Origin of the sequence: Devosia sp. 1566 (assembly GCF_004005995.1) — a bacterium.
Classification (GTDB): domain Bacteria; phylum Pseudomonadota; class Alphaproteobacteria; order Rhizobiales; family Devosiaceae; genus Devosia.
Genome location: NZ_CP034767.1, coordinates 1045646 through 1069518 on the forward strand (window position 1 = coordinate 1045646; position 23873 = coordinate 1069518).

Consider the following 23873-nt stretch of genomic DNA (forward strand, 5'->3'; position numbering starts at 1 on the left):
CGCCACCCCATGGCGATTGTTCCCGGACGGAACACACCTCCACCCCCGGCATTATCGTTGCAAACGGAGACGGCAAATGGCCAAAGACGCACCCACCACCGACCAGTTGCGCCAGGAAATCGACAGCGGAGCGACCGGCGAGAAAATCGGCTTCCCCGATCCCGCCGCGGCCCCGCTCGGGACCGATGCTGAAGCAGGTGGAAGTCCCCCAACCGCCTCGGAGCGCAAGCTGGACGCCGCCAGCCGGCCGAAATACCGCCAGGGACCCAAGATGCCTGGCACTGCACTTTATGCGATCTTTGTAGCGATCGGTGCGGCCGTGGTGGTCGGCGCCACGCTGCTTGGCACCATGGGCTGAGCCTTAGGCGTCGCGTTCGCCTTCAATTCCACGCGCGAGGTTGTAAACCTCGCGCGAATTAAGGTCCGTGTCGGAAACATCGCCAATCGGTTCCCGGTTTCGGTCGGCCGCGATCTCGCCCCATGCCGGGTTCCAAAGCAGATCGTCCTGCAGCACCACGACGACTTCGGCAAAGCCATGCAGCTGCCGTGCCGCCTCGGCGGCGGCAAAGGCGCTCGCGACATCGTCATATTGTGCTTCGTCGCCGTCCACATCGCCGCTTGCCGGCCACCAGACCGCAGCAAATGGCCGGCCATCCGAACCCGCTTCGATCCCGACGGTTACGGCATTGCCAGCGTCTTCCCCAACAGCGATCCGCCGATAAGAGCCTTGTTCGCCCGCCATCTCGCCCACCCTATTGTTGATCGTTGTAGCGCGGCTTGGTCATCCCCACGGTACGAGCCAGCTCGGTGAAGTCAGCCGTTTCGGGAGACTCAAGGGCGGTCTGCAACAAACGGATGGGAAAACACACGGCATCGCGCTCGGCTGGAGACAGGCTGTTCATCCGCTCGGCCCCCATTGCCATGGCTTCGGTCTTGCGGAACGCCAGGTCGAGCTGCTCGGTGCTGACAACGCCGGCATCGATCAGGGCGCGGTTCACCGCGGCAAGCGCCAGGTAAAGCCCTTCGAGCTGTAGATTAGCCGTATTCAATTTCCCCTCCATGCTAGACACAAAAAACCGGCGGCAGAGCGTGGCTCCGGCCGCCGGCGCATAAAACTACAGGCGCGTCGTCGTGGTGGTGCCGCGCTCGGCGATCACTTCGTCCGTGGACATGGCCTTGAAGAACGGCACTAGCTGGTAGATGGCCGACAGGCCGACAAGCACGTAAACAATACGGGCGATTGCCCCGTCCTGGCCGCCAAACAGTTGTGCCACCAGATCGACCTGGAAGGCGCCAACCAACAGCCAGTTGATGCCGCCGATGATGATTAACAGTAGAGTAATCAGATTGAGAGCCTTCATAAGTGCCTCCTGGGCAGGTTATGAACAAACAAGCACGCCCGGACCCTTTGGGTTCCGTAAAACCGCGCAGCTCTTTAGTATTACCCTAAATACCGGGCGCGATGGCGTTGTCAGCCCATCGACATGTAAAAGATCGTCCCCGCAACAACGATAAAGACGATTACCGCCACGACGATGCGGACAATGCTGCCGCGTGGGTCCTCACCCAATACGGCGCGTTCTGCCGGGCCACGTCCGCGGTCGGTCACGGTCGCCGAAGTCTCTGATTGCGGCTGGTCGCTGGGGGTCCCGTCCTGTTCCATTTCAACTCCCATGTTGCTGCTACTGCAACCGCCGTGGGCCTAGGCAGTTCCACTCTTCATTGGGAAACCAGCCCCACCGGGTCCCGATAACGTGCGTTAACTGGGAGAACAGCGATGAGCAGCAGTAAAGCGACTACCGGCGCCAACGACCGTCCCAAGGACGAAACCATTGCCCAGACCGGCGCAGGCCTTCCTGACGATACCTCCTTGCCGGTCGATGTCAGCGACGAGGACGTGGAACGCGCCCGTCAGAAACTGACTGAGGGAACGCCATTTGCCTCGGGCCGTCAAAAAACACGGGGCGCCTAGTGGCCCACTGCTCTGCCTTGACCATCCGCAGCACAAAGGAACCACCATGGCTGTTCAGATCCCCCTGAGCCAGGACGCTCGAGCCGACGAAACCAAGCAGGACGAGCATTTGCGCGAACTGGCGCCCGATCTAGCTTACCTGCGCATCGTCATGGTCAATGTGGTGTTCATCGGCGCCCCGACTGGACCCTGGGTGCTGGTGGATAGCGGGCTGCCCGGCTCGCGCAACAAGATCCTGGACGCCGCAGAGTCGCGCTTTGGCGCCGTGCCGCCTTCGGCCATCATCCAGACCCACGGCCATTTCGATCATGTCGGAGTGCTGGAAGATCTGGCCCGGCACTGGAATGTGCCCGTATACGCCCATGCCCTCGAAGCGCCGTTCCTTTCAGGGCAAGAGGCCTATCCACCGCCAGATGCGGCAGCCGATGGCGGCATCATGCCCAAGCTGGCACCGCTGTTCCCGCGCGATCCCGTCAATGTCAGTCAGTGGCTGCAGTTCCTGCCGCCCAGTGGCGCCGTGCCGGTGCTGCCCGGCTGGCGTTGGCAGCACACCCCGGGGCACACCCGAGGCCATGTTTCGCTCTGGCGGGAAGCCGACCGGACGCTGGTGGCGGGCGATGCGATCATCACCACCGGGCAGGAGTCGGCCTATGAGGTGCTGGTGCAGGAAGCCGAAATGCACGGGCCACCGCGCTATTTCACCCCGGACTGGATCGCGGCAGAACATTCAGTACGCACCCTGGCAGCCTTGGAGCCCGAACTAGTGGTCACAGGTCATGGCCGTGCCATGAGCGGCCCCGAAATGCGCGCGGCGCTGCATCGCCTCGCGGAAAACTTCCGGGAAATTGCCGTACCGCGCAGCCAGAAATAGGCTGCGCGGCAGAGGATCAGATCAGGCGACGGTGCGGCGCGGTGGGATTGTGTACCGCGCACCTGGCGAAACCACATCGATCACATGGCCATCGAGATCGCGCAGCACCGCGCGCGTCAGCGGGCCAAAGGTGGTGGGCTCCTCGATGATCTCGGTACCGAACGGGCGAATGGCCTCGACGGCTCCCGCCACGTCCTCGACGACCACTTCGAGATAGGCGCCTTGCGGTTCACCCCGCGCGGCGCGGGGCACGAACTCGCTCACCCAGTCGATCAGCCCAAGTTGAAACTGGCTGTCCGGGCTTGCCGCCAGCACCACATACCAGGCTTCCTGGTGCACGATCTGAAAGCCACAAAGGGCTTGGTAGAACGCGATGTTGTCGGCGATATTGCGGGTCAGCAGATTGATCGAAATACGCTGCGCTATGGGCATGAAAACCTCTTGTTGGGCGGAAAAAAGGGAGGGGCAGGGTGCCTGCTCCTCCCGGGTGCCGTTAGGGATTGTTATCGTCTTCGGCCTCGGCACCGATCGGGCCATCGGCCCCCGGCACGTGATGGTCTGAAGTCTTGCCCTCGCTGGGCTTGTCTTTTTTGGGCTTGTGGTCCGCCCCTTTAGCGGGGACGTCATCGGTCTTGCTGTGGCTTACGGGAGTTTTGCTCATTTGCTTCTCCTTGCCGGCGATTCCGGCGCGATTACCTCTTGGCCGTTTCGCCCACTTCGCGCAGCGCTGCATATTGCAGGGTAACTGGCTCGATATGCTGGTCGAGCCATGCCGCCATGTCCTGCTCTTCGCGCAGGTTCTGCGTCAGCAACTCAACGGCGCGCGTGTCGCCGATATGGTTGGCCAGCGCCAGCAGCGACTTGTAGGCGGCGATTTCGAAATGCTCGAACGCGTAGTTGGCAAACGAGTTCTTGACGATCTCGTCGGGCGCGACCGTGTGGCCAAGGGCCGCCATCGCGCCAGTGAAGGACAATGCCATGTCCTTGAGCGTCGAATTGTCTCCACCCATGCCCTCGAGCAACTGGTCAAGGCGTGAGAGTTGCACTTCAGTCTCGGCGATATGCTGCTCCAGCCGGCGTGCCACCTCGGGATAGTTCTCGATGCGGCTCACCTGCGGCTTCATGATGGAAAGGGCCTGGTTCTCCATGGCATGCGCATTCCGAAGGCCGCTCAGGAAGATGGAAGATACTTCATTCATGATGTTGTCCTCAGGTTATGGCAGGGTCGAAACACCAACTCTCGCCTGGGGTGAGGGTTCCCGTATCGGCGCCCTGGCTAGTCGTCCTCGCTCGTGACCCGCCGGCGAAAGTGCATCAAGGCTGGGCACAACAACTCGTGGCGTGCTGAAAGCGGCCTCCGGCGCCACCTCCTCCCACAGTCGCTGCTTTGCTTACAGCAGGCTCGCTCCGGCCCATTTGTTTGCTATATGAGCCGCGATGCAGCCCGGTCTGCCCGAACAATCAGCCGTGGATCTCGGCTCAACAACACGGACCTCCGCCCATGAGCGATCTTCTGGCCATTTCCGGCGCTCCGATCTTTGATGGCGAGCGCTGGCATGAGAATGCAGCATTGCTGGTGGAGTTCGGCCACGTCTCCGCGATCGTGGATGCACATCAGATTCCCGGCAATGCCGAGCGCGTCGTGCTGGAGGGCGGCAGCGTCGTGCCTGGGTTCGTTGATCTCCAGGTCAATGGCGGCGGTGGCGTGCTCTTCAACAATGATCCCTCCCTTGAGGCCATCCGCACGATCTGCGCCGCCCATGCCCAGTTCGGCACCACCGCGCTGTTGCCGACCTTGATCACGGACACTCCCGAGGTCAACGAACGCGCCATTGCCGCCGGGGCGCAGGCCGCCTCTGCTGGGGTGCCTGGTTTTTTCGGGCTGCATCTGGAAGGCCCGCACCTCGCCGTGGCGCGCAAGGGCACGCACGATCCCAGCCTGATCCGTCCGATGACCTCTGCCGATCTCGCGCGACTGCAAGCCGCTGTAACACTTCTCCCGTATCTGATTTGCACGGTAGCCGCTGAAACCGTCACTCCAGAGCAGATTGCGGCGCTGGCCGAGGCTGGCGTCACCGTCAGCATCGGCCATTCCGATGCCGACTATGCCACCGCTTCGCGCGCCTTTGCCGCGGGAGCTACCATGGCCACGCACCTGTTTAATGCCATGAGCCAGTTGGGCCATCGGGAGCCGGGAGTGGTCGGTGCCACGCTCATGCATGGCGCAGTGTTCGCGGGTCTCATCGCCGACGGGATCCACGTCCATCCCGCCGCCATTTCCGTTGCGCTGCGCGGCAAGGCCGGTCCGGGGCGCATCTTCCTCGTGACCGACGCGATGTCGCAGACTGGTACCGACCTGCGCACGCTGACACTTAATGGCCGCACCATCTATCGCGCCGATGGCGCGCTGCGCCTGGCTGACGGCACCCTCGCTGGCGCCGATCTCGATATGATCGACGCCGTCCGCTTCATGCATTCCGAGATTGGCGTGGCTTGGGAGGAAGCATTGCGGATGGCCTCGCTTTATCCAGCCGAAGCTATTGGGGCCGAAGCCGAGCACGGCCATCTCCGCCCCGGCGCCGTTGCCAGCTTTGTCCATCTCTCCGCGTCGCGAGAAGTGATGGCCACCTGGATCAACGGCACCGAGCAATATCGAGCTTAACTAGCCCCGGCCAATATACGGCATGGTGGTCGCCATCACCGTCATGAACTGCACATTGGCCTCGAGCGGTAAACTCGCCATATAGAGCAAGCCCTCCACCACATATCGTAGATCGAAAGTGGGCTCGGGCGCGATCGTCCCGTTAGCCTGCAGCGCTCCGCCGTTCATCCCGCTCGTCATGTCAGTGGCGGCGTTGCCGATGTCGAGCTGGCCACAGGCAATGTTGAACGCTCTCCCGTCCAGCGAGATCGCCTTGGTCAACCCGGTAATCGCGTGCTTGGATGCAGTATAAGAGGCAGCGCCCGGGCGGGGCGTATAGGCCGAGATCGAACCATTATTGATGATGCGCCCACCCTGGGGCGTTTGGCTGCGCATCTGCCGAAAGGCTTCGCGAGCAACGTAGAACGCGCCGTTGAGATTGGTGTCGATCATTTCCCGCCAGGTTTCCACGGGCAGGTCACCGAAATTGGTGGTGGGCGCAAACCGCCCCGCATTGTTGAAGACGAGGTCGATCCGCCCGTAACGCTCCACTACGCCGGCAAAGAAGGCCGCGACCGCCCGGTCATCGGTGACATCGCAGCGTGCCCAATGGCCATCAATCGAATTGGCTACGCTCTCCAGCGCTTCCGCGTTTCGTCCGCAGATCGCTACCTGATAGCCTGCTTCTGCCAAACCCCGGGCGGCCGCAAGGCCGATTCCCGAACTCCCACCGGTTACTACCGCAACCTTGCTCATGCTCACCCTCGCCCAGTTCCCAGCACAATGCCGCCATCTTTTGCCAAAGCATGATGCCACACCAAGCAGTCAAAACCACCGCTTCAACTCGTTAAATCTTTCCCGATCCCCTGCTAAGTGGCTCGCGCGGCAAGCAATTTAACCCGATGTTAACGACTATTAACAGGAAGTTCACGTTCCTGTGCTGAATCTGCAACATCCACTCCGCAACCATATTGGTGCGGCGGCAAAACGGCCTGTCTGTGATTGCGTACTCTGGGCGTATGCGTAGAGTGGGTCTTGCGAATCCATGCATGGGATCGTTTGTCGGTCGCGACGCGACGGCAACACACTGCACCACGATAGTGTGGTCGCGTTACGGCACCGCTGGGCAACCGGCACCAAGAATTGACTTTGGAGGTCAACAACAATGAAACTCAAGAGCCTTATCCTCGGTTCTGTTGCTGCTGCCGGTCTCTCGACCGCTGGCTTCGCCGCCGACCTGGGCGTTCTCACTTCGCTCGACGTTTGTGACTCGCTTGGCCTGTCCGGCCTGACGATCTCGTCCGACACCAACTGCCTGCAGATCTCGGGCGGCGTCGCTTACGAATTCCGCTTCGGCGATTACCGCGCTGCTGACGACATCGTCCTGACGCCAATCGGCAACGACTACAACCTCCCCACTTTCGGTAGCCCCGACTTCATCGGTCCCGACTCCGGCCCGCTCGGCTCGAATGACTGGCAGACCAAGGTCACTGCATGGCTGAAGTTCGTTGGCACCGCTTCGAGCGACTTCGGTCCTGCCAAGGCCGTCCTGACGCTGAAGCAGGTTGAAGCTGTTCGTTACCGCAACGAAGCTCGCGACACCTGGGGCGACAACGAGCCTCTGCACATCGACGAGGCCTATGTCTCGATCGGCGACACCACCACCATCATGGCCGGCCGCAAGTCCTCGATCGCCTTCTTTGGCGACAGCCAGCCGCTCAACTTCCTGGGCACCTTCGGCTATAGCGGCGTCGATAACGGCGTGATGTTCGACAATGACGACGAGCTGGATGTGCTCGGCGGCCATGTCATCCAGGTTACCTCGGATGTCGGCAACGGCGTCAAGGTTGGCGTTGGTCTCGAAAACCTCGACGGCCTGGACGACTCTGGCTTCCAGGATACCGATCCTTCGCGTACCGGTTCGCTGGTCGGCGTTGTCAGCTATGCTGGCGAAAACATCACGGCTCACCTGACCGGTTTCGGTATCGGTGTGCTGGATGGTGAAATCGACGAGTGGGGCGCTCATGCTGGCGTCACCGGCAAGTTCGACGCCTTCCGCGTTACCGCCGCTGCTGGTTATTACAACAACGACATCATCGACCTCGATAAGTTCCATGGCCTGGTGTCGGGTGCTGCCACCTTCGACATGTTCACTCTGGCTCTGACCGGTGAATATCAGCGTGCGGAGAGCGACGGCCTGGTTAATGACGGTTACGGCATTGCCGGCTCCGTTGGTGCCAATGTCACCGAAGGCGTCTCGATCAACCTCGGCGCTCGTTACTTCTCCGCTGACTTCGAGCTTCCTCCAATCGATGGTCCGTTCGTCGGCATCACCGAGAACGAAGCTCTCCAGGTTGCTGCTCAGTTGATCTTCGCGGTCACCGAGACCCTGAAGCTCACCGGCGAAATCGGTGGCTACTTCGGCGAAGATACCCTGCCGCTGGTCACTGCCGATGCAGACGACAATGTCTACTACGGCGCTGCTCGTCTCGATTGGTCCCCGAGCACCGACTTCACCTCGGGCGTTCAGGCTGAAGTTTACTCGAACGAGGCTTACCGCCTGACCGTTCGTGCACAGAAGACCTTCGAATAAGCTGAGCTAGCTTCGGCTACTCGTTTGAAAGGCCCGGCATTGCCGGGCCTTTCTTTTTTGCCTGCCGCATTAATCGGGGCTTCACTCGTGTCGCCGATGCTGCCCTCGGCATTCGGACAGCGGCTGGCGCGACAAAGTGGCCAATCCCACCATTGCCGCAGAAAAAGGCCGTAATTAGCGGCAAGCATTGAGCTATCAGGAAGCGAGCACCAGCCGTGAGCAGATCCGTTCCCCTTCAACAGGTCCTTCAATCGGCGTTGCTGCTGGTGACCGTTGTTTCGTTGCCAATCGGGATGGCGGCCAGCTCCGCGGTTTTGGCTCAGGCGCAAGTGGCCCCGCGAACCTCGCAATCCATTATCGACCTCCCCGCGCCGCGGGTAGAGGACTACTGGATCTCGGCGACGCGGCAACCCGGTGGAGCGCTGGTCTTTGATGGCTATGCTCCCGATGAGGCCACTCGCGATCGCTTGGCTGAGGTGCCCGGTGCCGATGTGAACTGGCTCAAGCTTGGCAGTGGTGCGCCCGAGCTTTATGACGCGGGCCTGCAATTCGGGATCAAGGTGCTGGAGCGGCTAGGGGAGGGGCGCTTCGCGCTCCGCCAGAACATTGTGACGCTGAGCGGCGTGGCCCGCTCCGGCTATGATCATGATCTGATCATGCAGAGCCTTGCGGGCCTTCCGGCGGGCCTGGTGCTCGCCCGGGCGGAGATCGCGCTTCCTGAACCCGCCGCCTATAGTTGGTCGGCCAGCAAGTCCGCTGCCGGAGAAGTGCTGCTATCGGGTTCCTTGCCCACGAGGGATCTGGGTCTTGAAGCCTTGTCGCATGCCGGTCCCTCGGCAGTTGACCAAACCAGCATCGCGCCAGGCGCCCCGTCGGGCTTTGGCGAGAATATCCTGGCTGGGCTCGATGCCCTCCAATTGCTGCGCTCGGGCACCGTTCGGTTTGACGGCACTGGCTGGAGCCTTACGGGCGAACTGCCCTTGGATCGTGATGAGACCGCAGTGACCGAGGCGCTCGATGCCGGCCGCATTCCGCCGGCGGCTTGGTCACTCAAGCTGGCTCAGGCGCCCGCACCAAGGCCCCAGTCTCGCGCGCCTGCGGCTGCTGCGCCCGCCGAGCCACGCCCCGCACCCACAGCCATGCCGTCAACTTCCCCACCAGCGGAAGCACCCAGCGCTCCCGAGCCTGTCGAGGAGCCCGCCACGCCTTCAGTGCCTGCCGCACCGGCAGTGGCCCCGGTTCAAAGCCCGGCGCCCGCGACGAGCGTGCCCGCACCGGCGCAGGCGCCCGCTGCCCCACCACCTGCGCCACCCAAGGCTCCCGCAGCGCCTACGCCGCCACCAGCCGCCAAGCCAGCTGCAGCCGCCCCAACTCCCGCCCCCTCGTCCACCAAGGCAGACCTCACCGCTTGCCGCGCGACGCTGGCGGAGTTCTCTGCCCGCAATTCCATTCTCTTTTCATCTGGAGCTGCGCGGATCGCGCCGGAATCCGAGGGCGCGCTCGATGAGTTGGCTCGCGACCTCGCCGCCTGTCCGGAGGCCGTGGTGCATATCGAGGGTTATACCGATTCAGAGGGCGACGATCGCGCCAATCTGGCCCTATCTGTCGCGCGCGCCGAGGCTGTGGTTGATGCACTGATCCTGCGCCGGATCAGCCCCGATCGGCTTTATGCGGTCGGTTATGGGGAATCCAACCCCATCGCCGACAATGCCACGGCCGAAGGCCGCCGGCTTAATCGCCGTATAGTCGTCACCATTCCCGAATAGCGGGTCGCCCTAGGCCGCCTTGCCGAGCGCTTGTTTGCTGATCCCGACCAGAAAGGCGCAGATGGCCTCCATCTCTTCCTTCTGGTCGAACAGGGCCGGGGAGCCTTGCCCGGCAATGGTCAGTGCCTGGGCATCTGGCCGGCGACGGGCCATTTCGCGAAAGATTTGCGGGCGCAACTGGTCGGTAAGCTGGGTGCGCAGCAATTGCAGGGGCGCACAGCGCAGGGCGTCGAACATCGGCCATTGCGGCTCCAGTTCATCATCGATGCTGATGCTATTGAGCGCCTCGAGCAGCTTGGCGTGATAAAGGGGCTTCGCGCGGCCCCGCTGATCCACGAAATGCGTGCGACCCATCAGTGCTTCGAGCCGTGCGTCGCCCAGCCCGGGATAGTCCCCGGCCAGCATGCGCCGGAAGCTGGCCGTTAGATTCTTCGTCCCGCGCAGGCTTTCCACATGGCCCATATTGTTGCGCAGCCGCACGATCCCGCGCGCGTCGGTTACCGGCCCCGCGTCGAGCAGTACGGTCCCCGCGAGCAGTAATGGATGCGCCACGCTCAGCGCCATGGCGACTTGCCCGCCATAACCCTGGCCAAGCACCACCGCGCGATAAATGCCAAGGGCGGCGAGAACACCCGCGACGTCCTCGGCCGCCCGCACGGCGCCATAGTCGGCAATGCGTTGCGGATCGCCCGAGCGGCCGCGGCCCGGCAGATCCAGCAGCACCACTGGCCAGCGCCCCCCGTCAAACCCGCGGAAGAATGCCGCAAACTCGGTGAAATCGCTCATATTGCGCTGAAAGCCGGGGATGCAGAGGATCGGCAACCGCCGGCTCGACAACTGCCCCTGCACATGGACGGCGATGGGCGTGTCGCGTGCGGTGATGGTCTGGATCGACAAGCCGGCAAAAGCCGGATGGTCGGGTGGAACGAAGCGCTTGCGGGCCATTAAGCTTCTGCTGTTGAAGGTGGCCCCAGTTACGCCAGCCGCCCTCCAGTTCTCAAGCAAAATCGCGGCTCATCGAATGCTGCGCAGCGCTGCTTGCGCGGAAATGGCGTCATGCCCGAGCCTCTCGCGATACACGAGGTAATTGCCCATAACCCGCTGCACATATTTGCGCGTTTCGGGGAAGGGGATCAGTTCCACCCACAAGACCGGATCAACATTGTCGGCGCGCGGATCGCCAAACGCCTTGATCCACTTGTTGGCATTGCCAGCCCCGGCATTGTAAGCCGCCGCCGCCAGCAGCAGCGAGCCATCATACCGCTTCAACTGCGCCTCGAGGTAGAACGAGCCCAAAAGCGCATTATAGCCGGGATCGCTCAACAACCGTTCGGGCGAATATTCCACCCCCACCTTGGCTGCGGTTTCCTTGGCGGTGCCCGGCATCAACTGCATCAACCCACGCGCGCCCACCGACGACACGGCGTCGATCTGGAACATGGATTCCTGCCGCACCACCGCCAGTACCGCCGCAGGGTCGGCCTTGAGCTTGGCCTCGACAATGCGCTCGTCCTTGGGGAAGGCCAGGAGGTCAAGGGCGATGCCCTGCTGCTCGGCGGCCGCAGCGATGGCGATGGCAACATTCTGTGCGCCAAGTTCCTGCGCCAGACGCCCGGCCAGCAACAAGTCGCTGGGTTGAGTGAGTTCACTGCCAAATTGGCGCAACAGCGTCAGGGCCATGCCGTGCTGGCCATTGGCTTCCAGCATCCGGATCGCACGCACCACTTCATTGGCTTCAAACAGCGCAGCGCTGTCGCGCCAGCTGGGCAGGGGGCGAATGCCTGCCCCGGTCTGCCCAAGTTCGGCCCGGGCCAATTGGCCATAATAGGCGGTTGGATAAGCGGCGGCTGCCGCAAAGGCGGCTTTTGCCGCTTCCGTGTCGCCGAACTGGCCTTCGGCGCGAGCAAGCCAGTATTTGGCCTGCGACACGCTGTCGGCCAGGGTGGCATGAGTAGCCATTTCGCTGAAATGGGTCTTGGCCAGTTCCGCGTCCTTGAGGAACGACAGTGCGATCCAGCCCGCATGGAAATTTGCCTCCACGAGCCGACCATCGGAGCCATGGGTGAACCCTGCCGCTGCCGCAAAGGCGAGCTCCGGCTTGCCAGCCGCCAGCAATTGCCGGATCAGCCCGCGCCGCTCGCCCCACCACAGCGTTGCTTCGGGCACTTCCCCCTTGGCGCGATTGAGCCAGGCGACGGCATCGTCCCACAATTCAAACTGCCGCGCCCGTTGCGCCCGGGAGAACTGATAGACCGGGTGGTCCCGCACGGCAGGATCCACCTTGTCGAGCAGCGCCTTGGCATTGGGGGCATCGCGGGAAACTGCGGCGCGCGCCACCACCAGGGTTTTCTGGGCTTCGCTCAAATAGGGCAGCAGCCTTTCGCTGCCCTGGGCGCGGTCATGCATCATCAAATAGGTGGCGCGCGCCCAATGCGCTCCGCGATCCAGCGCCGAACCCAACTTGGCCAGCACGCGCGATTCCTGTTCGCGCGTCAGCGCATTTTCACTCCACACGCGCCGCGCGAGAGCCGCGCCGCGTTCTTTGTCGCCGCTTGCGAGCAGGGCCTGCGCCAGCCGGATTTGAGCTTCGAGCGTCGCGGGCTCGTCATCGAGCGCGGCAATCACGTCCGCGTCCTTGGGTCTCTGCGCCAGCAAGGCTTGTTCCACCCGGCTCTTGAATACGTTGCCGCCGGCAAACGCCGGGGCGGTCGCGGCGAATTCGGCAATATCGCTAAAGCCAACGTCCCCGCGATGGAAATAAATCGCGGCCCATTGCAGCGCCCGTCGCTCGGCGAGGTTAGGCAGGCCCTTGGCCCGCGTGAAAGCAGTGCTGGCATCGCCATCGGCGAGCGCCGCCAGTGTTTCCTGGAAGGCGGCTGAGCCTTTGGGGTCAGCTTTAGCCGCTGCTGGCACGCTGCTCGGCATTGGGCGAACTGGTGCCATGCCCATGCTGGCCATGACCGGGGGCGCGGCTGCCGTGAGCAGGGGGGCAGGGGGACTTGGCAGCGAGCCGGTGATCACCGGGTCTTGCCCCTTGTGGGCTGCCAGATGCGACACGGGGGTGGCCGGCAGCAGCGCCAGCGTCATCGCCAGAAGGCTTGCATAAATATGGCCGGTCATCGTCGTGCCTTGCTGGTTGATCCACATCTGGCCGGCGCCACTTTCTTGCGAGAAGCGCCAGCTTGCCCTATGAGGGTAAACGCTGTGTTGCTGCCTTGTCGGCTAGCTTGCCTTTGCAGGCTCCCTTGTGGTCGCTGGCGACAAAAACTATGCTGCCCAGTCTCAGGAGCCCACTATGAGTGGGTCTATTGCATTCGCCCAAGTCACAAGTGTGGCACTCAACGAGGAAATTTCCATCAAATGCTGCGAGGATCAATAACGGCACTCATCACCCCCATGCTCAACGGGGCGGTGGATGAGAAAGCCTTCTCGAGCTTTGTGGACTGGCAGATTGCCGAAGGCACGCATGGGCTGGTTCCTGTTGGCACTACCGGCGAAAGCCCGACCGTGACCCATGCCGAACACCAGCGCGTGGTCGAAATTTGTGTCGAGGTCGCCAATAAGCGCGTGCCCGTGGTCGCGGGCGCCGGCTCGAACTCTACTGACGAGGCGGTCTCGCTCGCGCGCTTTGCCGAAGCCACGGGCGCCGACGCAGTGCTCTCGGTTGTGCCTTATTACAACAAGCCCAACCAGGAAGGGCTGTTCCAGCATTTCTCGGCTGTTGCCAACGCGATCGGCATTCCGGTTATTCTTTATAGCGTCCCCAGCCGCACCACCGTCGATCTCACCGTCGATACCATTGCGCGCCTGCGCGAGGCCCATGCCAATATCATCGGCGTCAAGGATGCCACTGGCAGCTTCGAGCGCGCGGCCATGCAGCGCGCCAAGCTCGGTGAGGACTTCATCTTGCTCTCGGGCGATGACAGCTCGGCGCTGGGCTTCAACGCCCATGGCGGCCGGGGCTGCATTTCGGTGTCCGCTAATGTGGCGCCGCGTCTTTGCTCGCAAATGCAGGAGCTGTCCCTAGCGGGTGACTTCAAGGCCGCGCTCGCGATCAACGACAAGCTGGCTTATCTCCACAAGGACCTGTTCATCGAGCCAAGTCCTGCTCCCGCCAAATATGCGGCCAATCGCCTCAATCTATGCGCCAATGAGATGCGCCTGCCGATCTGCCCGATCAGCAAGCCAGCTCAAGAGGCCATGGACTTTGCAATGGCCCATGCAGGTCTTATCTAGGCCCCTATGTCCGCAAAAAATGACAAAGCCAAGAACGGCGTGATCAGCCATGGCCTCGTGGCTGAAAACCGCCGCGCGCGCTTTGACTATGAAATCGTCGACACACTTGAAGCAGGTTTGGTGCTGACCGGCACCGAGGTTAAATCCTTGCGGCTGGGCAAGGCCCAGATCACCGAAGCCTATGCCTCGCCCGAAAGGGGCGAGCTGTGGCTGATCAATGCCCATATTCCCGAATATCTGCAGGCCAATCGATTCAACCACGAAGAGCGCCGCCCGCGCAAATTGCTGGTGTCGCGCAAGCAGTTGGCGCGCCTCGATGCCGAGGTGTCCCGCGCCGGGAACACTATTGTGCCCCTCAAGCTGTTCTTCAACGATCAGGGCCGCGCCAAGGTGCTGATTGGCCTGGGCAAGGGCAAGAAGAACTATGACAAGCGCGAAACCGAGCGCAATCGCGACTGGAACCGCGACAAGGCCCGCATCATGAAGGAAGGCGGCCGAGGCTAAAGGGCTGGGGCAGGGCAGTCCTTTCCCCCGCTGGCTCTTTCGGTGCCGGAACCATCGGCGCCACCTGCATTTCTGCTGTCGCACCAAACCTTGTGCTGTTGCCGGCATTGGTGTAAGCAACCCATTCATCCCCATCCAATTTGGAGACGTCCGTGGCCCGCGTCACCGTTGAAGACTGCATTGAAAAGATCGAGAACCGTTTCGATCTGGTTCTCATGGCCGCTCATCGCGCCCGCATGATCGCCTCGGGTGCGCAGATCACCGTCGCCCGTGACAACGACAAGAACCCGGTCGTCGCCCTGCGCGAGATCGGCGATGGCGCTATCTCCCCAGAAGATTTGCGCGAGGACTTGATCCATTCGCTGCAGAAATATGTCGAGGTCGACGAGCCCGAGCAGCATGCAGCGCCCTTGATCGAAAGCGGCGACGAAGATTCGCTCAACTTCGACACCATCAGCGAAGAAGAGTTGCTGCGCGGCATCGAGAGCCTGGCTCCGCCTGAGCGTCGCGACGACTAGGAATTTAGCGGCGATTAGCCGGATCTGCAGATTGCACGATCTGGCAATATCCCTATATCACTGGGAGGCGTTCGGCAGCTGTCGAACGCCTCTTCTCATTTGCTTTCAATGCACTAAGCTCACCGCTGGCGGGGCGGCCCTGATATGATGCGGCAATACGAGCTCGTCGAACGCGTTCAGGCGTATAACCCGAACGTCGACGAGCAGCTTTTGAACAAGGCCTATGTCTATGCTATGCAAAAGCATGGCACGCAAAAGCGCGCCTCGGGCGACCCCTATTTTGCCCATCCCCTCGAAGTCGCCGCGATCCTCACCGACCTCAAGCTCGATGATGCGTCGGTTGCCGTGGCGCTGCTGCACGACACCATCGAGGACACCGACGCCACCCGCGCCGAGATCGACCAGCTCTTTGGCCCCGAAATCGGCGCCATTGTCGATGGCCTGACCAAGATTGAGCGCCTCAACCTCGTCTCGCGCGAGGAGGCCCAGGCCGAAAACCTGCGCAAGCTCCTGCTCGCCATCAGCCAGGACGTCCGCGTTCTCCTCGTTAAGTTGGCCGATCGCCTGCACAATATGCGCACGCTGCAATATATGCCGGCCAACAAGCGCGAGCGCATCGCCCAGGAAACCATGGATATCTATGCTCCCCTCGCGGGCCGCATGGGTATGCAGGACATGCGCAACGAGCTTGAGGACATCTCCTTCAAGATCCTCCAGCCCGAACATTACAAGGCTATCACCGAGCGGCTGGACCAGATGAAGGTCCATTACCGCGAAGCCATCGATACGATCTCGACCGAGCTGACCGAGCGCCTCGCCAGCGAAGGGATCACCGCGCGCGTCAAGGCCCGGGTCAAGTCGCCCTTTTCGATCTTCACCAAGATCGAGCGCAAATCCATCGCCCTCGAGCAGCTCTCGGACATGATAGGCTTCCGGGTGATCGTGGGCTCGATCGACGAGTGCTACCATACGTTGGGCGTGGTCCACACCCGCTGGAAGCTCGTGCCCGGTCGCTTCAAGGACTACATCTCCGTCCCCAAGCACAATGACTACCGCTCCATCCACACCACGATCGTGGGTCCCGGCCGGCAGCGCGCCGAGCTGCAGATCCGCACCGAGGAAATGGACCGGATCGCCGAATTCGGTATCGCCGCCCATAGCCTTTACAAGGATGGCGCCTCCGCCGATATGGGCCGGCTCGAGCAGGAATCGCAGGCCTATGGCTCGCTGCGCTCCACCATCGAGCATCTGACCGCCGGCGCCACCACCGAAGACTTCCTGGAATCCACCAAGCTGGAGCTGTTCCAGGATCAGGTGTTCTGCTTCACCCCGCGCGGCCGGCTGATCGCGCTGCCGCGCGGCGCCACCCCCATCGATTTCGCCTATGCGCTCCACACCGATATCGGCGACACCTGCGTAGGCGCCAAAATCAACGGCGCCATCCTGCCGCTTGTTACGCAGCTGCGCAGTGGCGATGAAGTCGAGATCATCCGCGACCGCAACCACCTGCCGCCCGCCAACTGGATCGGCATTGCCGCGACGGGTAAGGCCCGCTCGGCCATTCGCCGTTCCGTGCGCAACGCCGCCGCCCAGCGGGCCCTGGCGCTTGGCGAGAGCGTTCTCAATATGCTGCTCGATCGTGAAGGTGTGTCCCTCGAGGAAAGCGAAGCCAAGGCGCTGGCCGAAGCCCTGCATATGCCGAGCAAGCGCGAACTGCTGATCGCGGTGGGCGAAGGCAAGATCGGCAGCGAGCAGCTGGGAACCGAACTCGCCGCGCTCAAGGGCCTCCGCAAACGCCGCCGCAAGCTTGATCTGCCCGTCGCCGATACTGCCGATGGCTGGTTCGCTCTGCGCGCCACTGACCTCTTCCGCTTCCGCGTGCCGGGGGGCCAGCGGGCCGGCGCCCGCGCCCGAGCCGCTCTTGCCCAGCTCGATTTTCATATGCCCGTCACCATTTCGGGGGAAGGGGTCGTGCCCGGCGATCGGCTGGTCGGCATCCTGCAGCCCGATGTGCCGATCACCGTCTATCCCATCCATTCCGAAGCGCTGGTCGACCTGCACGACAGCGACGTGGCCTGGGTGGATGTGCGCTGGAACCTCGATGGTGGCGGTGAAGAGCGGCTTTACCCCACCGTAGTCACCATGGAATCGGTCAACCGCCCCGGCTCGCTAGCGCAGATCTCCTCCGCCATTGCCGCCTGCGACGCCAACATCAATAATCTGGTGATGCGGATGATTTCACCCGACTTCCACCAGATGATCTTTGAAATCGAAGTGCGCGACCTGGCCCAGCTCACCGATGTTCTGGCCACGCTCAAGCGCAGCCCGGGCCTGTCTTCGGTGCAGCGCGCCGGCATGCGCGAAGCTGGCATGATCTCGACTCTGGAATGGGATGGCCGGGTTGAACGGAGGGGCAATGACGAAGACCTGGAGTAAACCCGCCTTGCCAAACCCTGTCGCCGCCGGAGCCACGCCATGATCATCGGCCTGGGCTCGGACCTCTGCCAGATCAACCGCGTCGAGCAAACCCTTGCGCGCTTTGGCGACCGCTTCACCCAGCGCTGCTTCACTGAAATCGAGCAGCGCAAGTCCGATCGCCGCGCCGAGCGTGCCGCTTCCTACGCCAAGCGTTTCGCTGCCAAGGAGGCCTGCTCCAAGGCTCTGGGCACCGGCCTTAATTTCGGCGTCTATTGGCGCGACATGGGCGTGGTGAACCTTCCCTCAGGCAAACCCACAATGCAGCTCACCAATGGAGCGGCGCGGGCGCTGGAGCGTCTGGTTCCCCCCGGCCACGAGCCGCTGATCCACCTGACCATCACCGATGATGCCGGCTTGGCCCAAGCCTTCGTGATCATCGAAGCGGTGCCGGTTGACCAACACACCACGACGCCTTAACGCTTCGGCGTAGCTTAACGGGATTATTCATGAGCCAGCCCGCCGGAAAAACTGTCAAGAAGGCCGAAACCAACGAGTGGTGGGATACCATTGTCGTTGTGGTCGAGGCCCTGCTGATCGCCATCGTGCTGCGCTCGTTTTTGTATCAGCCCTTTTCCATCCCCACCGCCTCCATGCAGCAGACGCTGATGATCGGCGACTACTTCGTCGCCAACAAATTCGTCTGGGGTTATGGCAAGCATTCCTTCTCGCTGGGACGCTACGGCGATTTCACGCTGCTCGATTTCGAGCTGCCTATCAACAGCCGCATCCTGGGGCGTGATCCCAATCGGGGCGATGTCGCGGTGTTCCGCCCGGTGCCGCAGAACATGGAATACATCAAGCGCATTGTCGGGCTCCCCGGCGATCGCATCCAGATGCGTGAGGGCCGCCTTTACATCAATGGCACCATGGTCGAGCGCGAGTTCATCGGCACTGCCATGGATACCGACAGCGAAGGCGATACGCGCGAAGTTGCCGTTTATCGCGAAACTTTTCCCGATGGTAACGTCCACACCATCCAGGAAATCGGCGATAACGGCCCGCTCGACAACACCCCCGAATATGTCGTTCCCGCCAGCCACTATTTCATGATGGGTGACAACCGCGACCGCTCCGCCGATAGCCGCGTCCTGTCTTCGGTCGGCTATGTGCCGGCAGTGAACCTGATCGGCAAGGCTGAAGCGCGCTTCTTCTCCATCAAGGACAATATCCCACCCTGGCAGCTCTGGCAGTGGCCTGCCAATGTGCGCTGGGACCGGATGTTCCAGCAAATCGACAAATGAGCCGGCGGGCCCGTTCTCACGAAAAGCTTCAGTTCCGGCTGGGCTATCAGTTTGCCGACGAAGACCTGCTTGAACGGGCGCTGACTCATTCCAGCGCCGTTTCACCGTCGCGGCGCATCGAGCGCTCCTATCAGCGGCTCGAATTCCTGGGCGATCGGGTGCTTGGCCTCGTTGTGGCCGATATGCTTTACCGGCGCTATCCCAAGGCCAATGAGGGCGAGCTTTCGCGCACGCTCAATACCCTGGTGCGCAAGGAAACTTGCGCCGTCATCGCGCGTCAGCTCGATCTCGGCTCCGAGCTTCGGCTGGGCGAAAGCGAGGCGCGCACCGGCGGCGCCCACAAGGAAGCCATTCTGGGCGATGTCACCGAAGCGGTGATCGGCGCCATTTTTTGCGATGGGGGGCTCGGCAAGGCCTATGAATTCGTCGAGCGCTTGTTTGAGGAATTCCTGAGCGAAGGCAATGCCGGCCGCGCCGATGCCAAAACGACATTGCAGGAATGGGCACAGGCGCGCGGGCTTGAGCCACCCGCCTATACCCAGACCGAGCGCACCGGCCCCGACCACGCGCCCGAATTCACCATCACCGTTTCCCTTGGGGATTTTGAACCCCTCAGCGCCACCGGCCCTTCCAAGAAGATCGCCGAGCACAAGGCCGCCGAACTCTTCCTGGTGCGCCAGCAGGTCTGGAAGGATCCCGCATGACCGACATTACCCCCACTGACACCTCCTGCGGCTTCATCGCCCTGGTTGGCGCCCCTAACGCCGGCAAGTCGACGCTCCTCAATGCCCTTGTCGGCACCAAGGTCTCGATCGTTACCCACAAGGCCCAAACCACCCGCTCGCAGGTGCGCGGCGTCGTCACCATCGACAAGGCGCAACTGGTCTTCATCGACACCCCCGGCATCTTCACCCCCAAGCGCCGCCTTGAGCGCGCCATGGTGGATAGTGCCTGGGGCGGGGCAGGGGATGCCGATCTGGTCGCCTTCATCGTTGATGCCGAAAAGGGGCTGACGTCCGAGATCGAAACCTTGCTGGAAGGGCTGGCCAATGTCACCCATCCCAAGATCCTGATCCTCAACAAGATCGACACCATCAAGAATGAAGCTCTTCTGGCCCTCAGCCAGGCGATCAACGAGAAGGTGCGCTTTGAGGCAACCTTCATGATTTCGGCCCTCAAGGGTTATGGCGTCAGCGACTTCATGGATTGGTGCATCAAGCACATTCCGCCCGGCCCCTGGCACTTCCCCGAGGATCACCTCACCGATCTGACGATGGCGATCACCGCCGCCGAGATCACGCGCGAAAAGCTGTTCCTGCGCGTCCATGACGAGATCCCCTACAACGCTACGGTCGAGACCGAGAGCTTCAAGATCCAGAAGGACGGGTCCTACAAGATCGACCAGGTGGTCTATGTCACCCGTGATAGCCACAAGAAGATCGTCTTGGGTGCCGGCGGGCAAACCATCAAGGCCATCGGCGCGGAATCCCGCAAGGAGCTGATGGCGATGTACGAAGTCCCCATCCACCTCTTCCTCTTCGTCAAGGTGCGCGAAAAATGGGCCGACGACCCCGAGCGCTACCGCGAAATGGGCCTGGAATTCCCCCATGGGAAAAACTGAGCGGACTATCCCCGCCTCGGATGTGATTGTCTCCTTAGGCATGAGGGGGGTGGCCCCTTCGGTGCACCACCGGACCACCCCCCACCCCAACCCTCCCCCTCAAGGGGGGAGGGAGACCATGCTCCGCATCTTCAGCAATATCGCGCACATCATTGCCTCGGCTCTATTCCTTCCCTCCCCCTTGAGGGGAGGGACCGAGGGAGGGGGTCCCTCAGTGACTCGCCAGACCGTCCCCACGCCGGCTCTGCTCTCGAACCCAAGGCATTGTCCCTACCCCGCTCGGACCTCCCCCTGAAATGGAATGGACCGGCGAAGGCCTGCTGATCGGGGTGCGGCGCCATGGCGAAACCAGCCTCGTGGCTGAAGCCATGGTGGCCGGACGCGGCCGCCATTTGGGCCTCGTACGTGGCGGCCGTTCCTCCAAGCTCGCCGCCGCCCTCCAGCCCGGCAACACCGTGCAACTGGTCTGGCGCGCGCGCCTCGAGGATCATCTCGGCATCTTTGCCGTGGAACTCCTCACCGGCCGCGCCGCCATTCTCATGGCCGACAAGGCCCGCCTCTACCTCAGCCAGCTCGTCTGCGAGCTGCTGCGGCTCCTGCCTGAACGCGACCCGCATGACCGGCTCCTCGCCATGGCGCTGGGCCTGCTCGACCGCCCGCTCGATGGCATGGCGCTCGCCCGCTTTGAGATTGCCGTGCTCGACGAATTAGGTTTCGGGCTCGATCTCTCCGCCTGCGCCGCTACCGGCGTTACGGACGATCTGACCCATGTGTCGCCCCGCACGGGTCGCGCCGTTTCCAACTCCGCCGCCCAGCCCTATCTTGATCGCCTGTTGCCCTTGCCCCCCTTCCTGCTGAACGAAGACGACGCCGCGTCCCCCGCCGATCTCGCCGCCGCGTTTCGCCTGTCCGCCCATTTCCTCGATCTACATGTCTGGTATCCCCGCCAGCTGACGCCACCTGCGACGCGTGAAAGCCTGGTTGCAATCCTCACCACCGCTGCTTAGCGGCCAAGCGGGGTCGCAGCACCGCAATGTCTGGGCAAAAACCCCAGAAACCCTGCGCATTGGGGGCTTTGCGGCTATAGTGTTTCCCGATTCGTTCTCCTGAAAGTGCTGTGATGTCCGACGCCGATACACTCCCGCCCGCCGACAACCAGCGCGTTGTCGATCTGCGGCAGGCGCTGGAAGAACGCTATCTCAGCTATGCGCTGTCCACGATCACCCAGCGCGCGCTGCCCGATGCGCGTGACGGGCTCAAGCCCGTCCACCGCCGCATCATCCACGCCATGCGCCTGCTCAAGCTCGATCCCAATCAGGGCTACAAGAAATCGGCGCGTATCGTCGGCGACGTGATCGGTAAGTTCCACCCGCACGGCGACCAGTCGATCTACGACGCTCTGGTACGCCTCGCCCAGGACTTTGCCCTGCGCTACCCGCTGGTCGACGGACAGGGGAACTTCGGCAATATCGACGGCGATTCCGCGGCCGCCATGCGCTACACCGAATCGCGCATGACCGAGGTGGCGACGCGCCTCCTTGAAGGCATCACCGAAGACGCCATCGATTTTCGCCCCACCTATGACGGCGAAGACGAAGAGCCGGTGGTGCTCCCCGCCAATTTCCCCAATCTCCTTGCCAACGGCTCCACCGGCATCGCCGTGGGCATGGCGACCTCCGTGCCGCCCCATAACCTCGTCGAGCTGTGCAATGCCGCGCTCAAGCTGATCCACAATCCGGCGGCCACGGTCGATGAACTGATCCATCGCGATTTCGCGGCTCCCCCCAGCAACGAAGATCTGGTGCGCGGCCCCGATTTCCCCACCGGCGGCCAGCTGGTTGAAACCCGCTCCGCCATTGTGCACGCCTATGAAACGGGCCGCGGCTCGTTCCGCCTGCGCGCGCAATGGAGCAAGGAAGAAAAGGGCCGCGGCGTTTACAACATCGTCGTCACCCAGATCCCCTATGGCGTGCAAAAGTCGCGGCTGGTCGAAAAGATTGCCGAGCTGCTGCTCGCCAAGAAACTGCCGCTGCTCAAGGATGTGCGCGACGAAAGCTCGGACGATATCCGCCTCGTCCTTGAGCCGCGCGCGGGCACCGTCGATGCCGTGATCCTCATGGAGCAACTCTTCCGCGTCACCGATCTTGAGGTCCGCTTCCCGCTCAATCTCAACGTGCTCGATCGCGGCACGCTGCCGCGGGTGATGAGCCTGGCCGATGCGCTCAAGGCCTGGCTCGACCACCGCAAGATCGTGCTCGTGCGCCGCTCGCAGCACCGGCTGCAGCAGATCGCCAACCGCCTCGAAGTGCTCGAAGGCTATATCATTGCCTATCTCAACCTCGATGAGGTGATCCGCATCATCCGCGAGGAGGACGATGCCAAGGCCTCGTTGATGGCGACCTTCTCGCTCACCGACAACCAGGCCGAAGCCATCCTCAATATGCGCCTGCGCTCCTTGCGCAAGCTCGAGGAACTGGAACTGCGCCAGGAGCACAAGAACCTGACGGCCGAAAAGGGCCGCCTTGAAGCGCTGCTCGCTTCCGACAAGCGCCAATGGGGCGAAATCGCCAAGCAGGTCGAAGCCCTCAAGAAGGCCTATCCGCTTTTTGCGGAGGACGGCTCGCCCCATCCGCTGGGCGCCCGCCGCTCCATCCATGGCGCCGCCCCCAATGCCGATCACGCCGAAATCACCACCGCCTTCATCGAGCGCGAGCCGATCACCGTGGTTCTGTCGGAAAAAGGCTGGATCCGCAGCCTCAAGGGTCATGACGCCGCCATCGATGAAAAGGGCTTCAAGGCCGGCGATCGCCTCAAGCTCGCCTTCAACGCCGAAACCACCGACAAGCTCCTGATGCTGACCACCGGCGGCAAGGTTTATACCCTCTTTGGCGACAAGCTGCCGGGCGGGCGCGGCCAGGGTGAGCCGGTGCGCATCATGGTGGATATGGAAGAGGACCAGGACATCGTGTCCCTCTTCGTGCATCGCCCCGGCGCCAAGCGCATCATCGCTTCGTCTAATGGCTACGGCTTTGTCGTGGGTGAGGACGAGATGATCGCCAATACCCGCAAGGGCAAGCAGATCCTTAATGTCACCGCCCCCGATGAAGCGCGCCTCCTTGTGCCCTGCGAGGGCGACCGTGTCGCCGTGATCGGGCAGAACCGCAAGCTCCTCGTCTTCCCCCTGAGCCAGCTCGCCACCATGAACCGCGGTCGCGGCGTGCGCCTGCAGCGCTACAAGGATGGCGGCATTTCCGATCTCAAATGCTTCTTCATCGCCGATGGGCTGACCTGGACCGATAGCTCCGGGCGCACTTTCACCAAACCAGCCGAAGAGCTGACCGACTGGATGGGCGATCGCGCCGCCGCCGGCCGCCAGCCCCCCAATGGCTTTCCCCGCAACAACAGGTTTGTCGGCTAGCCCCGACCCGCAGC

General features: G+C 62.5%; 26 protein-coding genes. 16 read left to right on the forward strand and 10 right to left on the reverse strand.

Going from position 1 to position 23873, the window contains the following annotated elements; all coding sequences use genetic code 11:
• The first annotated feature begins 76 nt into the window (after positions 1 to 76).
• Entirely contained in the window at positions 77 to 358 is a 282-nt protein-coding gene (locus tag ELX51_RS05000) for a hypothetical protein (RefSeq protein WP_206524699.1), read from the forward strand.
• A 3-nt stretch (positions 359 to 361) separates the two neighbouring features.
• Here the strand turns inward: ELX51_RS05000 and ELX51_RS05005 are convergent, their stop codons facing one another.
• From ELX51_RS05005 to ELX51_RS05020, 4 genes are all read right to left on the reverse strand, one after another.
• Complete coding sequence (locus ELX51_RS05005; protein ID WP_127752490.1) at positions 362 to 742, reverse strand: hypothetical protein; 381 nt, start codon at positions 740 to 742, stop codon at positions 362 to 364.
• 10 nt (positions 743 to 752) lie between these two features.
• The gene (locus ELX51_RS05010) at positions 753 to 1049 is read right to left on the reverse strand and encodes a hypothetical protein (protein WP_127752491.1); all 297 of its coding nucleotides are present in this window, start codon (positions 1047 to 1049) and stop codon (positions 753 to 755) included.
• Between the two features lie 66 nt (positions 1050 to 1115).
• Positions 1116 to 1361, reverse strand: a complete 246-nt coding sequence (locus ELX51_RS05015; RefSeq protein WP_127752492.1) for a DUF378 domain-containing protein — start codon at positions 1359 to 1361, stop codon at positions 1116 to 1118.
• A 110-nt stretch (positions 1362 to 1471) separates the two neighbouring features.
• Positions 1472 to 1663 carry a hypothetical protein gene (locus ELX51_RS05020; RefSeq protein ID WP_127752493.1) on the reverse strand — a complete coding sequence of 64 codons (192 nt, stop codon included), beginning with the start codon at positions 1661 to 1663 and terminating at the stop codon, positions 1472 to 1474.
• Positions 1664 to 1777: 114 nt separating this feature from the next.
• Between ELX51_RS05020 and ELX51_RS05025 the strand changes: the two genes are divergently transcribed.
• Together ELX51_RS05025 and ELX51_RS05030 are read left to right on the forward strand one after the other, a co-directional pair.
• The gene (locus tag ELX51_RS05025) at positions 1778 to 1972 is read left to right on the forward strand and encodes a hypothetical protein (protein WP_127752494.1); all 195 of its coding nucleotides are present in this window, start codon (positions 1778 to 1780) and stop codon (positions 1970 to 1972) included.
• Between the two features lie 46 nt (positions 1973 to 2018).
• The gene (locus ELX51_RS05030; RefSeq protein WP_127752495.1) at positions 2019 to 2843 is read left to right on the forward strand and encodes an MBL fold metallo-hydrolase; all 825 of its coding nucleotides are present in this window, start codon (positions 2019 to 2021) and stop codon (positions 2841 to 2843) included.
• A 21-nt stretch (positions 2844 to 2864) separates the two neighbouring features.
• Here ELX51_RS05030 and ELX51_RS05035 read toward each other — a convergent pair whose 3' ends face one another.
• The 3 genes from ELX51_RS05035 to ELX51_RS05040 form a co-directional block, all read right to left on the reverse strand.
• Positions 2865 to 3275, reverse strand: a complete 411-nt coding sequence (locus ELX51_RS05035; protein ID WP_127752496.1) for a VOC family protein — start codon at positions 3273 to 3275, stop codon at positions 2865 to 2867.
• 61 nt (positions 3276 to 3336) lie between these two features.
• Positions 3337 to 3504 (reverse strand): hypothetical protein, encoded by a 168-nt coding sequence (locus tag ELX51_RS19970; protein WP_164854764.1) that lies wholly within the window; start codon positions 3502 to 3504, stop codon positions 3337 to 3339.
• 31 nt (positions 3505 to 3535) lie between these two features.
• Positions 3536 to 4042 carry a ferritin-like domain-containing protein gene (locus ELX51_RS05040; RefSeq protein ID WP_127752497.1) on the reverse strand — a complete coding sequence of 169 codons (507 nt, stop codon included), beginning with the start codon at positions 4040 to 4042 and terminating at the stop codon, positions 3536 to 3538.
• A gap of 302 nt (positions 4043 to 4344) precedes the next feature.
• On the opposite strand from ELX51_RS05040, the gene nagA reads away from it, so the two are divergent.
• Positions 4345 to 5505 (forward strand): N-acetylglucosamine-6-phosphate deacetylase, encoded by a 1161-nt coding sequence (gene nagA, locus ELX51_RS05045; protein ID WP_127752498.1) that lies wholly within the window; start codon positions 4345 to 4347, stop codon positions 5503 to 5505.
• On the opposite strand, the gene ELX51_RS05050 is transcribed toward nagA, so the two are convergent.
• A complete protein-coding gene (locus ELX51_RS05050) occupies positions 5506 to 6240 on the reverse strand; it encodes an SDR family oxidoreductase (protein WP_127752499.1) in 735 nt (244 codons plus the stop codon).
• A gap of 409 nt (positions 6241 to 6649) precedes the next feature.
• Here ELX51_RS05050 and ELX51_RS05055 point away from each other — a divergent pair, with 409 nt between their 5' ends.
• Entirely contained in the window at positions 6650 to 8077 is a 1428-nt protein-coding gene (locus tag ELX51_RS05055; protein WP_127752500.1) for a porin, read from the forward strand.
• Between the two features lie 329 nt (positions 8078 to 8406).
• A complete protein-coding gene (locus ELX51_RS20400; protein WP_127752501.1) occupies positions 8407 to 9843 on the forward strand; it encodes an OmpA family protein in 1437 nt (478 codons plus the stop codon).
• A 9-nt stretch (positions 9844 to 9852) separates the two neighbouring features.
• Here the strand turns inward: ELX51_RS20400 and ELX51_RS05065 are convergent, their stop codons facing one another.
• Both ELX51_RS05065 and ELX51_RS05070 read right to left on the reverse strand, forming a co-directional pair.
• Positions 9853 to 10788: an alpha/beta hydrolase gene (locus tag ELX51_RS05065; protein WP_127752502.1), complete on the reverse strand. Its 936-nt coding sequence runs from the start codon at positions 10786 to 10788 to the stop codon at positions 9853 to 9855.
• A gap of 69 nt (positions 10789 to 10857) precedes the next feature.
• Complete coding sequence (locus ELX51_RS05070) at positions 10858 to 12963, reverse strand: lytic transglycosylase domain-containing protein (protein WP_164854765.1); 2106 nt, start codon at positions 12961 to 12963, stop codon at positions 10858 to 10860.
• Positions 12964 to 13203: 240 nt separating this feature from the next.
• On the opposite strand from ELX51_RS05070, the gene dapA reads away from it, so the two are divergent.
• The 10 genes from dapA (at position 13204) to parC (ending at position 23859) form a co-directional block, all read left to right on the forward strand.
• A complete protein-coding gene (gene dapA, locus ELX51_RS05075; RefSeq protein ID WP_127752504.1) occupies positions 13204 to 14079 on the forward strand; it encodes a 4-hydroxy-tetrahydrodipicolinate synthase in 876 nt (291 codons plus the stop codon).
• A 6-nt stretch (positions 14080 to 14085) separates the two neighbouring features.
• On the forward strand, positions 14086 to 14583 hold the full coding sequence (gene smpB / locus ELX51_RS05080) for an SsrA-binding protein SmpB (protein ID WP_127752505.1): 498 nt from the start codon (positions 14086 to 14088) through the stop codon (positions 14581 to 14583).
• A gap of 152 nt (positions 14584 to 14735) precedes the next feature.
• Positions 14736 to 15101 (forward strand): DNA-directed RNA polymerase subunit omega, encoded by a 366-nt coding sequence (gene rpoZ / locus ELX51_RS05085; RefSeq protein ID WP_127752506.1) that lies wholly within the window; start codon positions 14736 to 14738, stop codon positions 15099 to 15101.
• Between the two features lie 144 nt (positions 15102 to 15245).
• Positions 15246 to 17537 carry a bifunctional (p)ppGpp synthetase/guanosine-3',5'-bis(diphosphate) 3'-pyrophosphohydrolase gene (locus ELX51_RS05090; RefSeq protein ID WP_127752507.1) on the forward strand — a complete coding sequence of 764 codons (2292 nt, stop codon included), beginning with the start codon at positions 15246 to 15248 and terminating at the stop codon, positions 17535 to 17537.
• Between the two features lie 39 nt (positions 17538 to 17576).
• Entirely contained in the window at positions 17577 to 17996 is a 420-nt protein-coding gene (gene acpS, locus ELX51_RS05095) for a holo-ACP synthase (RefSeq protein WP_127752508.1), read from the forward strand.
• Positions 17997 to 18025: 29 nt separating this feature from the next.
• On the forward strand, positions 18026 to 18820 hold the full coding sequence (gene lepB / locus ELX51_RS05100; protein ID WP_127752509.1) for a signal peptidase I: 795 nt from the start codon (positions 18026 to 18028) through the stop codon (positions 18818 to 18820).
• On the forward strand, positions 18817 to 19524 hold the full coding sequence (gene rnc / locus ELX51_RS05105) for a ribonuclease III (protein ID WP_127752510.1): 708 nt from the start codon (positions 18817 to 18819) through the stop codon (positions 19522 to 19524). Before lepB ends, rnc begins: the two co-directional genes overlap by 4 nt.
• The gene (gene era, locus ELX51_RS05110; protein WP_127752511.1) at positions 19521 to 20441 is read left to right on the forward strand and encodes a GTPase Era; all 921 of its coding nucleotides are present in this window, start codon (positions 19521 to 19523) and stop codon (positions 20439 to 20441) included. Before rnc ends, era begins: the two co-directional genes overlap by 4 nt.
• Before the next feature lie 296 nt (positions 20442 to 20737).
• Positions 20738 to 21448 (forward strand): DNA repair protein RecO, encoded by a 711-nt coding sequence (gene recO / locus ELX51_RS05115; RefSeq protein ID WP_127752512.1) that lies wholly within the window; start codon positions 20738 to 20740, stop codon positions 21446 to 21448.
• 113 nt (positions 21449 to 21561) lie between these two features.
• A complete protein-coding gene (parC, locus tag ELX51_RS05120; RefSeq protein ID WP_127752513.1) occupies positions 21562 to 23859 on the forward strand; it encodes a DNA topoisomerase IV subunit A in 2298 nt (765 codons plus the stop codon).
• The last annotated feature ends 14 nt before the right edge of the window (positions 23860 to 23873 follow it).

Coding starts and splice junctions, on each gene's coding strand:
- era (WP_127752511.1), top strand. CDS start 19,521: ATGACCGACATTACCCCCACTGACACCTCCTGCGGCTTCATCGCCCTG.
- rnc (WP_127752510.1), top strand. CDS start 18,817: ATGAGCCGGCGGGCCCGTTCTCACGAAAAGCTTCAGTTCCGGCTGGGC.
- ELX51_RS05020 (WP_127752493.1), bottom strand. CDS start 1,663: ATGGAACAGGACGGGACCCCCAGCGACCAGCCGCAATCAGAGACTTCG.
- dapA (WP_127752504.1), top strand. CDS start 13,204: ATGCTGCGAGGATCAATAACGGCACTCATCACCCCCATGCTCAACGGG.
- smpB (WP_127752505.1), top strand. CDS start 14,086: ATGTCCGCAAAAAATGACAAAGCCAAGAACGGCGTGATCAGCCATGGC.
- ELX51_RS05065 (WP_127752502.1), bottom strand. CDS start 10,788: ATGGCCCGCAAGCGCTTCGTTCCACCCGACCATCCGGCTTTTGCCGGC.
- parC (WP_127752513.1), top strand. CDS start 21,562: ATGTCCGACGCCGATACACTCCCGCCCGCCGACAACCAGCGCGTTGTC.
- lepB (WP_127752509.1), top strand. CDS start 18,026: ATGAGCCAGCCCGCCGGAAAAACTGTCAAGAAGGCCGAAACCAACGAG.
- ELX51_RS05040 (WP_127752497.1), bottom strand. CDS start 4,042: ATGAATGAAGTATCTTCCATCTTCCTGAGCGGCCTTCGGAATGCGCAT.
- ELX51_RS05030 (WP_127752495.1), top strand. CDS start 2,019: ATGGCTGTTCAGATCCCCCTGAGCCAGGACGCTCGAGCCGACGAAACC.
- recO (WP_127752512.1), top strand. CDS start 20,738: ATGGAATGGACCGGCGAAGGCCTGCTGATCGGGGTGCGGCGCCATGGC.
- ELX51_RS05050 (WP_127752499.1), bottom strand. CDS start 6,240: ATGAGCAAGGTTGCGGTAGTAACCGGTGGGAGTTCGGGAATCGGCCTT.
- ELX51_RS05000 (WP_206524699.1), top strand. CDS start 77: ATGGCCAAAGACGCACCCACCACCGACCAGTTGCGCCAGGAAATCGAC.
- acpS (WP_127752508.1), top strand. CDS start 17,577: ATGATCATCGGCCTGGGCTCGGACCTCTGCCAGATCAACCGCGTCGAG.
- ELX51_RS05055 (WP_127752500.1), top strand. CDS start 6,650: ATGAAACTCAAGAGCCTTATCCTCGGTTCTGTTGCTGCTGCCGGTCTC.
- ELX51_RS05005 (WP_127752490.1), bottom strand. CDS start 742: ATGGCGGGCGAACAAGGCTCTTATCGGCGGATCGCTGTTGGGGAAGAC.
- ELX51_RS19970 (WP_164854764.1), bottom strand. CDS start 3,504: ATGAGCAAAACTCCCGTAAGCCACAGCAAGACCGATGACGTCCCCGCT.
- ELX51_RS05070 (WP_164854765.1), bottom strand. CDS start 12,963: ATGACCGGCCATATTTATGCAAGCCTTCTGGCGATGACGCTGGCGCTG.
- ELX51_RS05015 (WP_127752492.1), bottom strand. CDS start 1,361: ATGAAGGCTCTCAATCTGATTACTCTACTGTTAATCATCATCGGCGGC.
- ELX51_RS05090 (WP_127752507.1), top strand. CDS start 15,246: ATGATGCGGCAATACGAGCTCGTCGAACGCGTTCAGGCGTATAACCCG.
- nagA (WP_127752498.1), top strand. CDS start 4,345: ATGAGCGATCTTCTGGCCATTTCCGGCGCTCCGATCTTTGATGGCGAG.
- ELX51_RS05035 (WP_127752496.1), bottom strand. CDS start 3,275: ATGCCCATAGCGCAGCGTATTTCGATCAATCTGCTGACCCGCAATATC.
- ELX51_RS05025 (WP_127752494.1), top strand. CDS start 1,778: ATGAGCAGCAGTAAAGCGACTACCGGCGCCAACGACCGTCCCAAGGAC.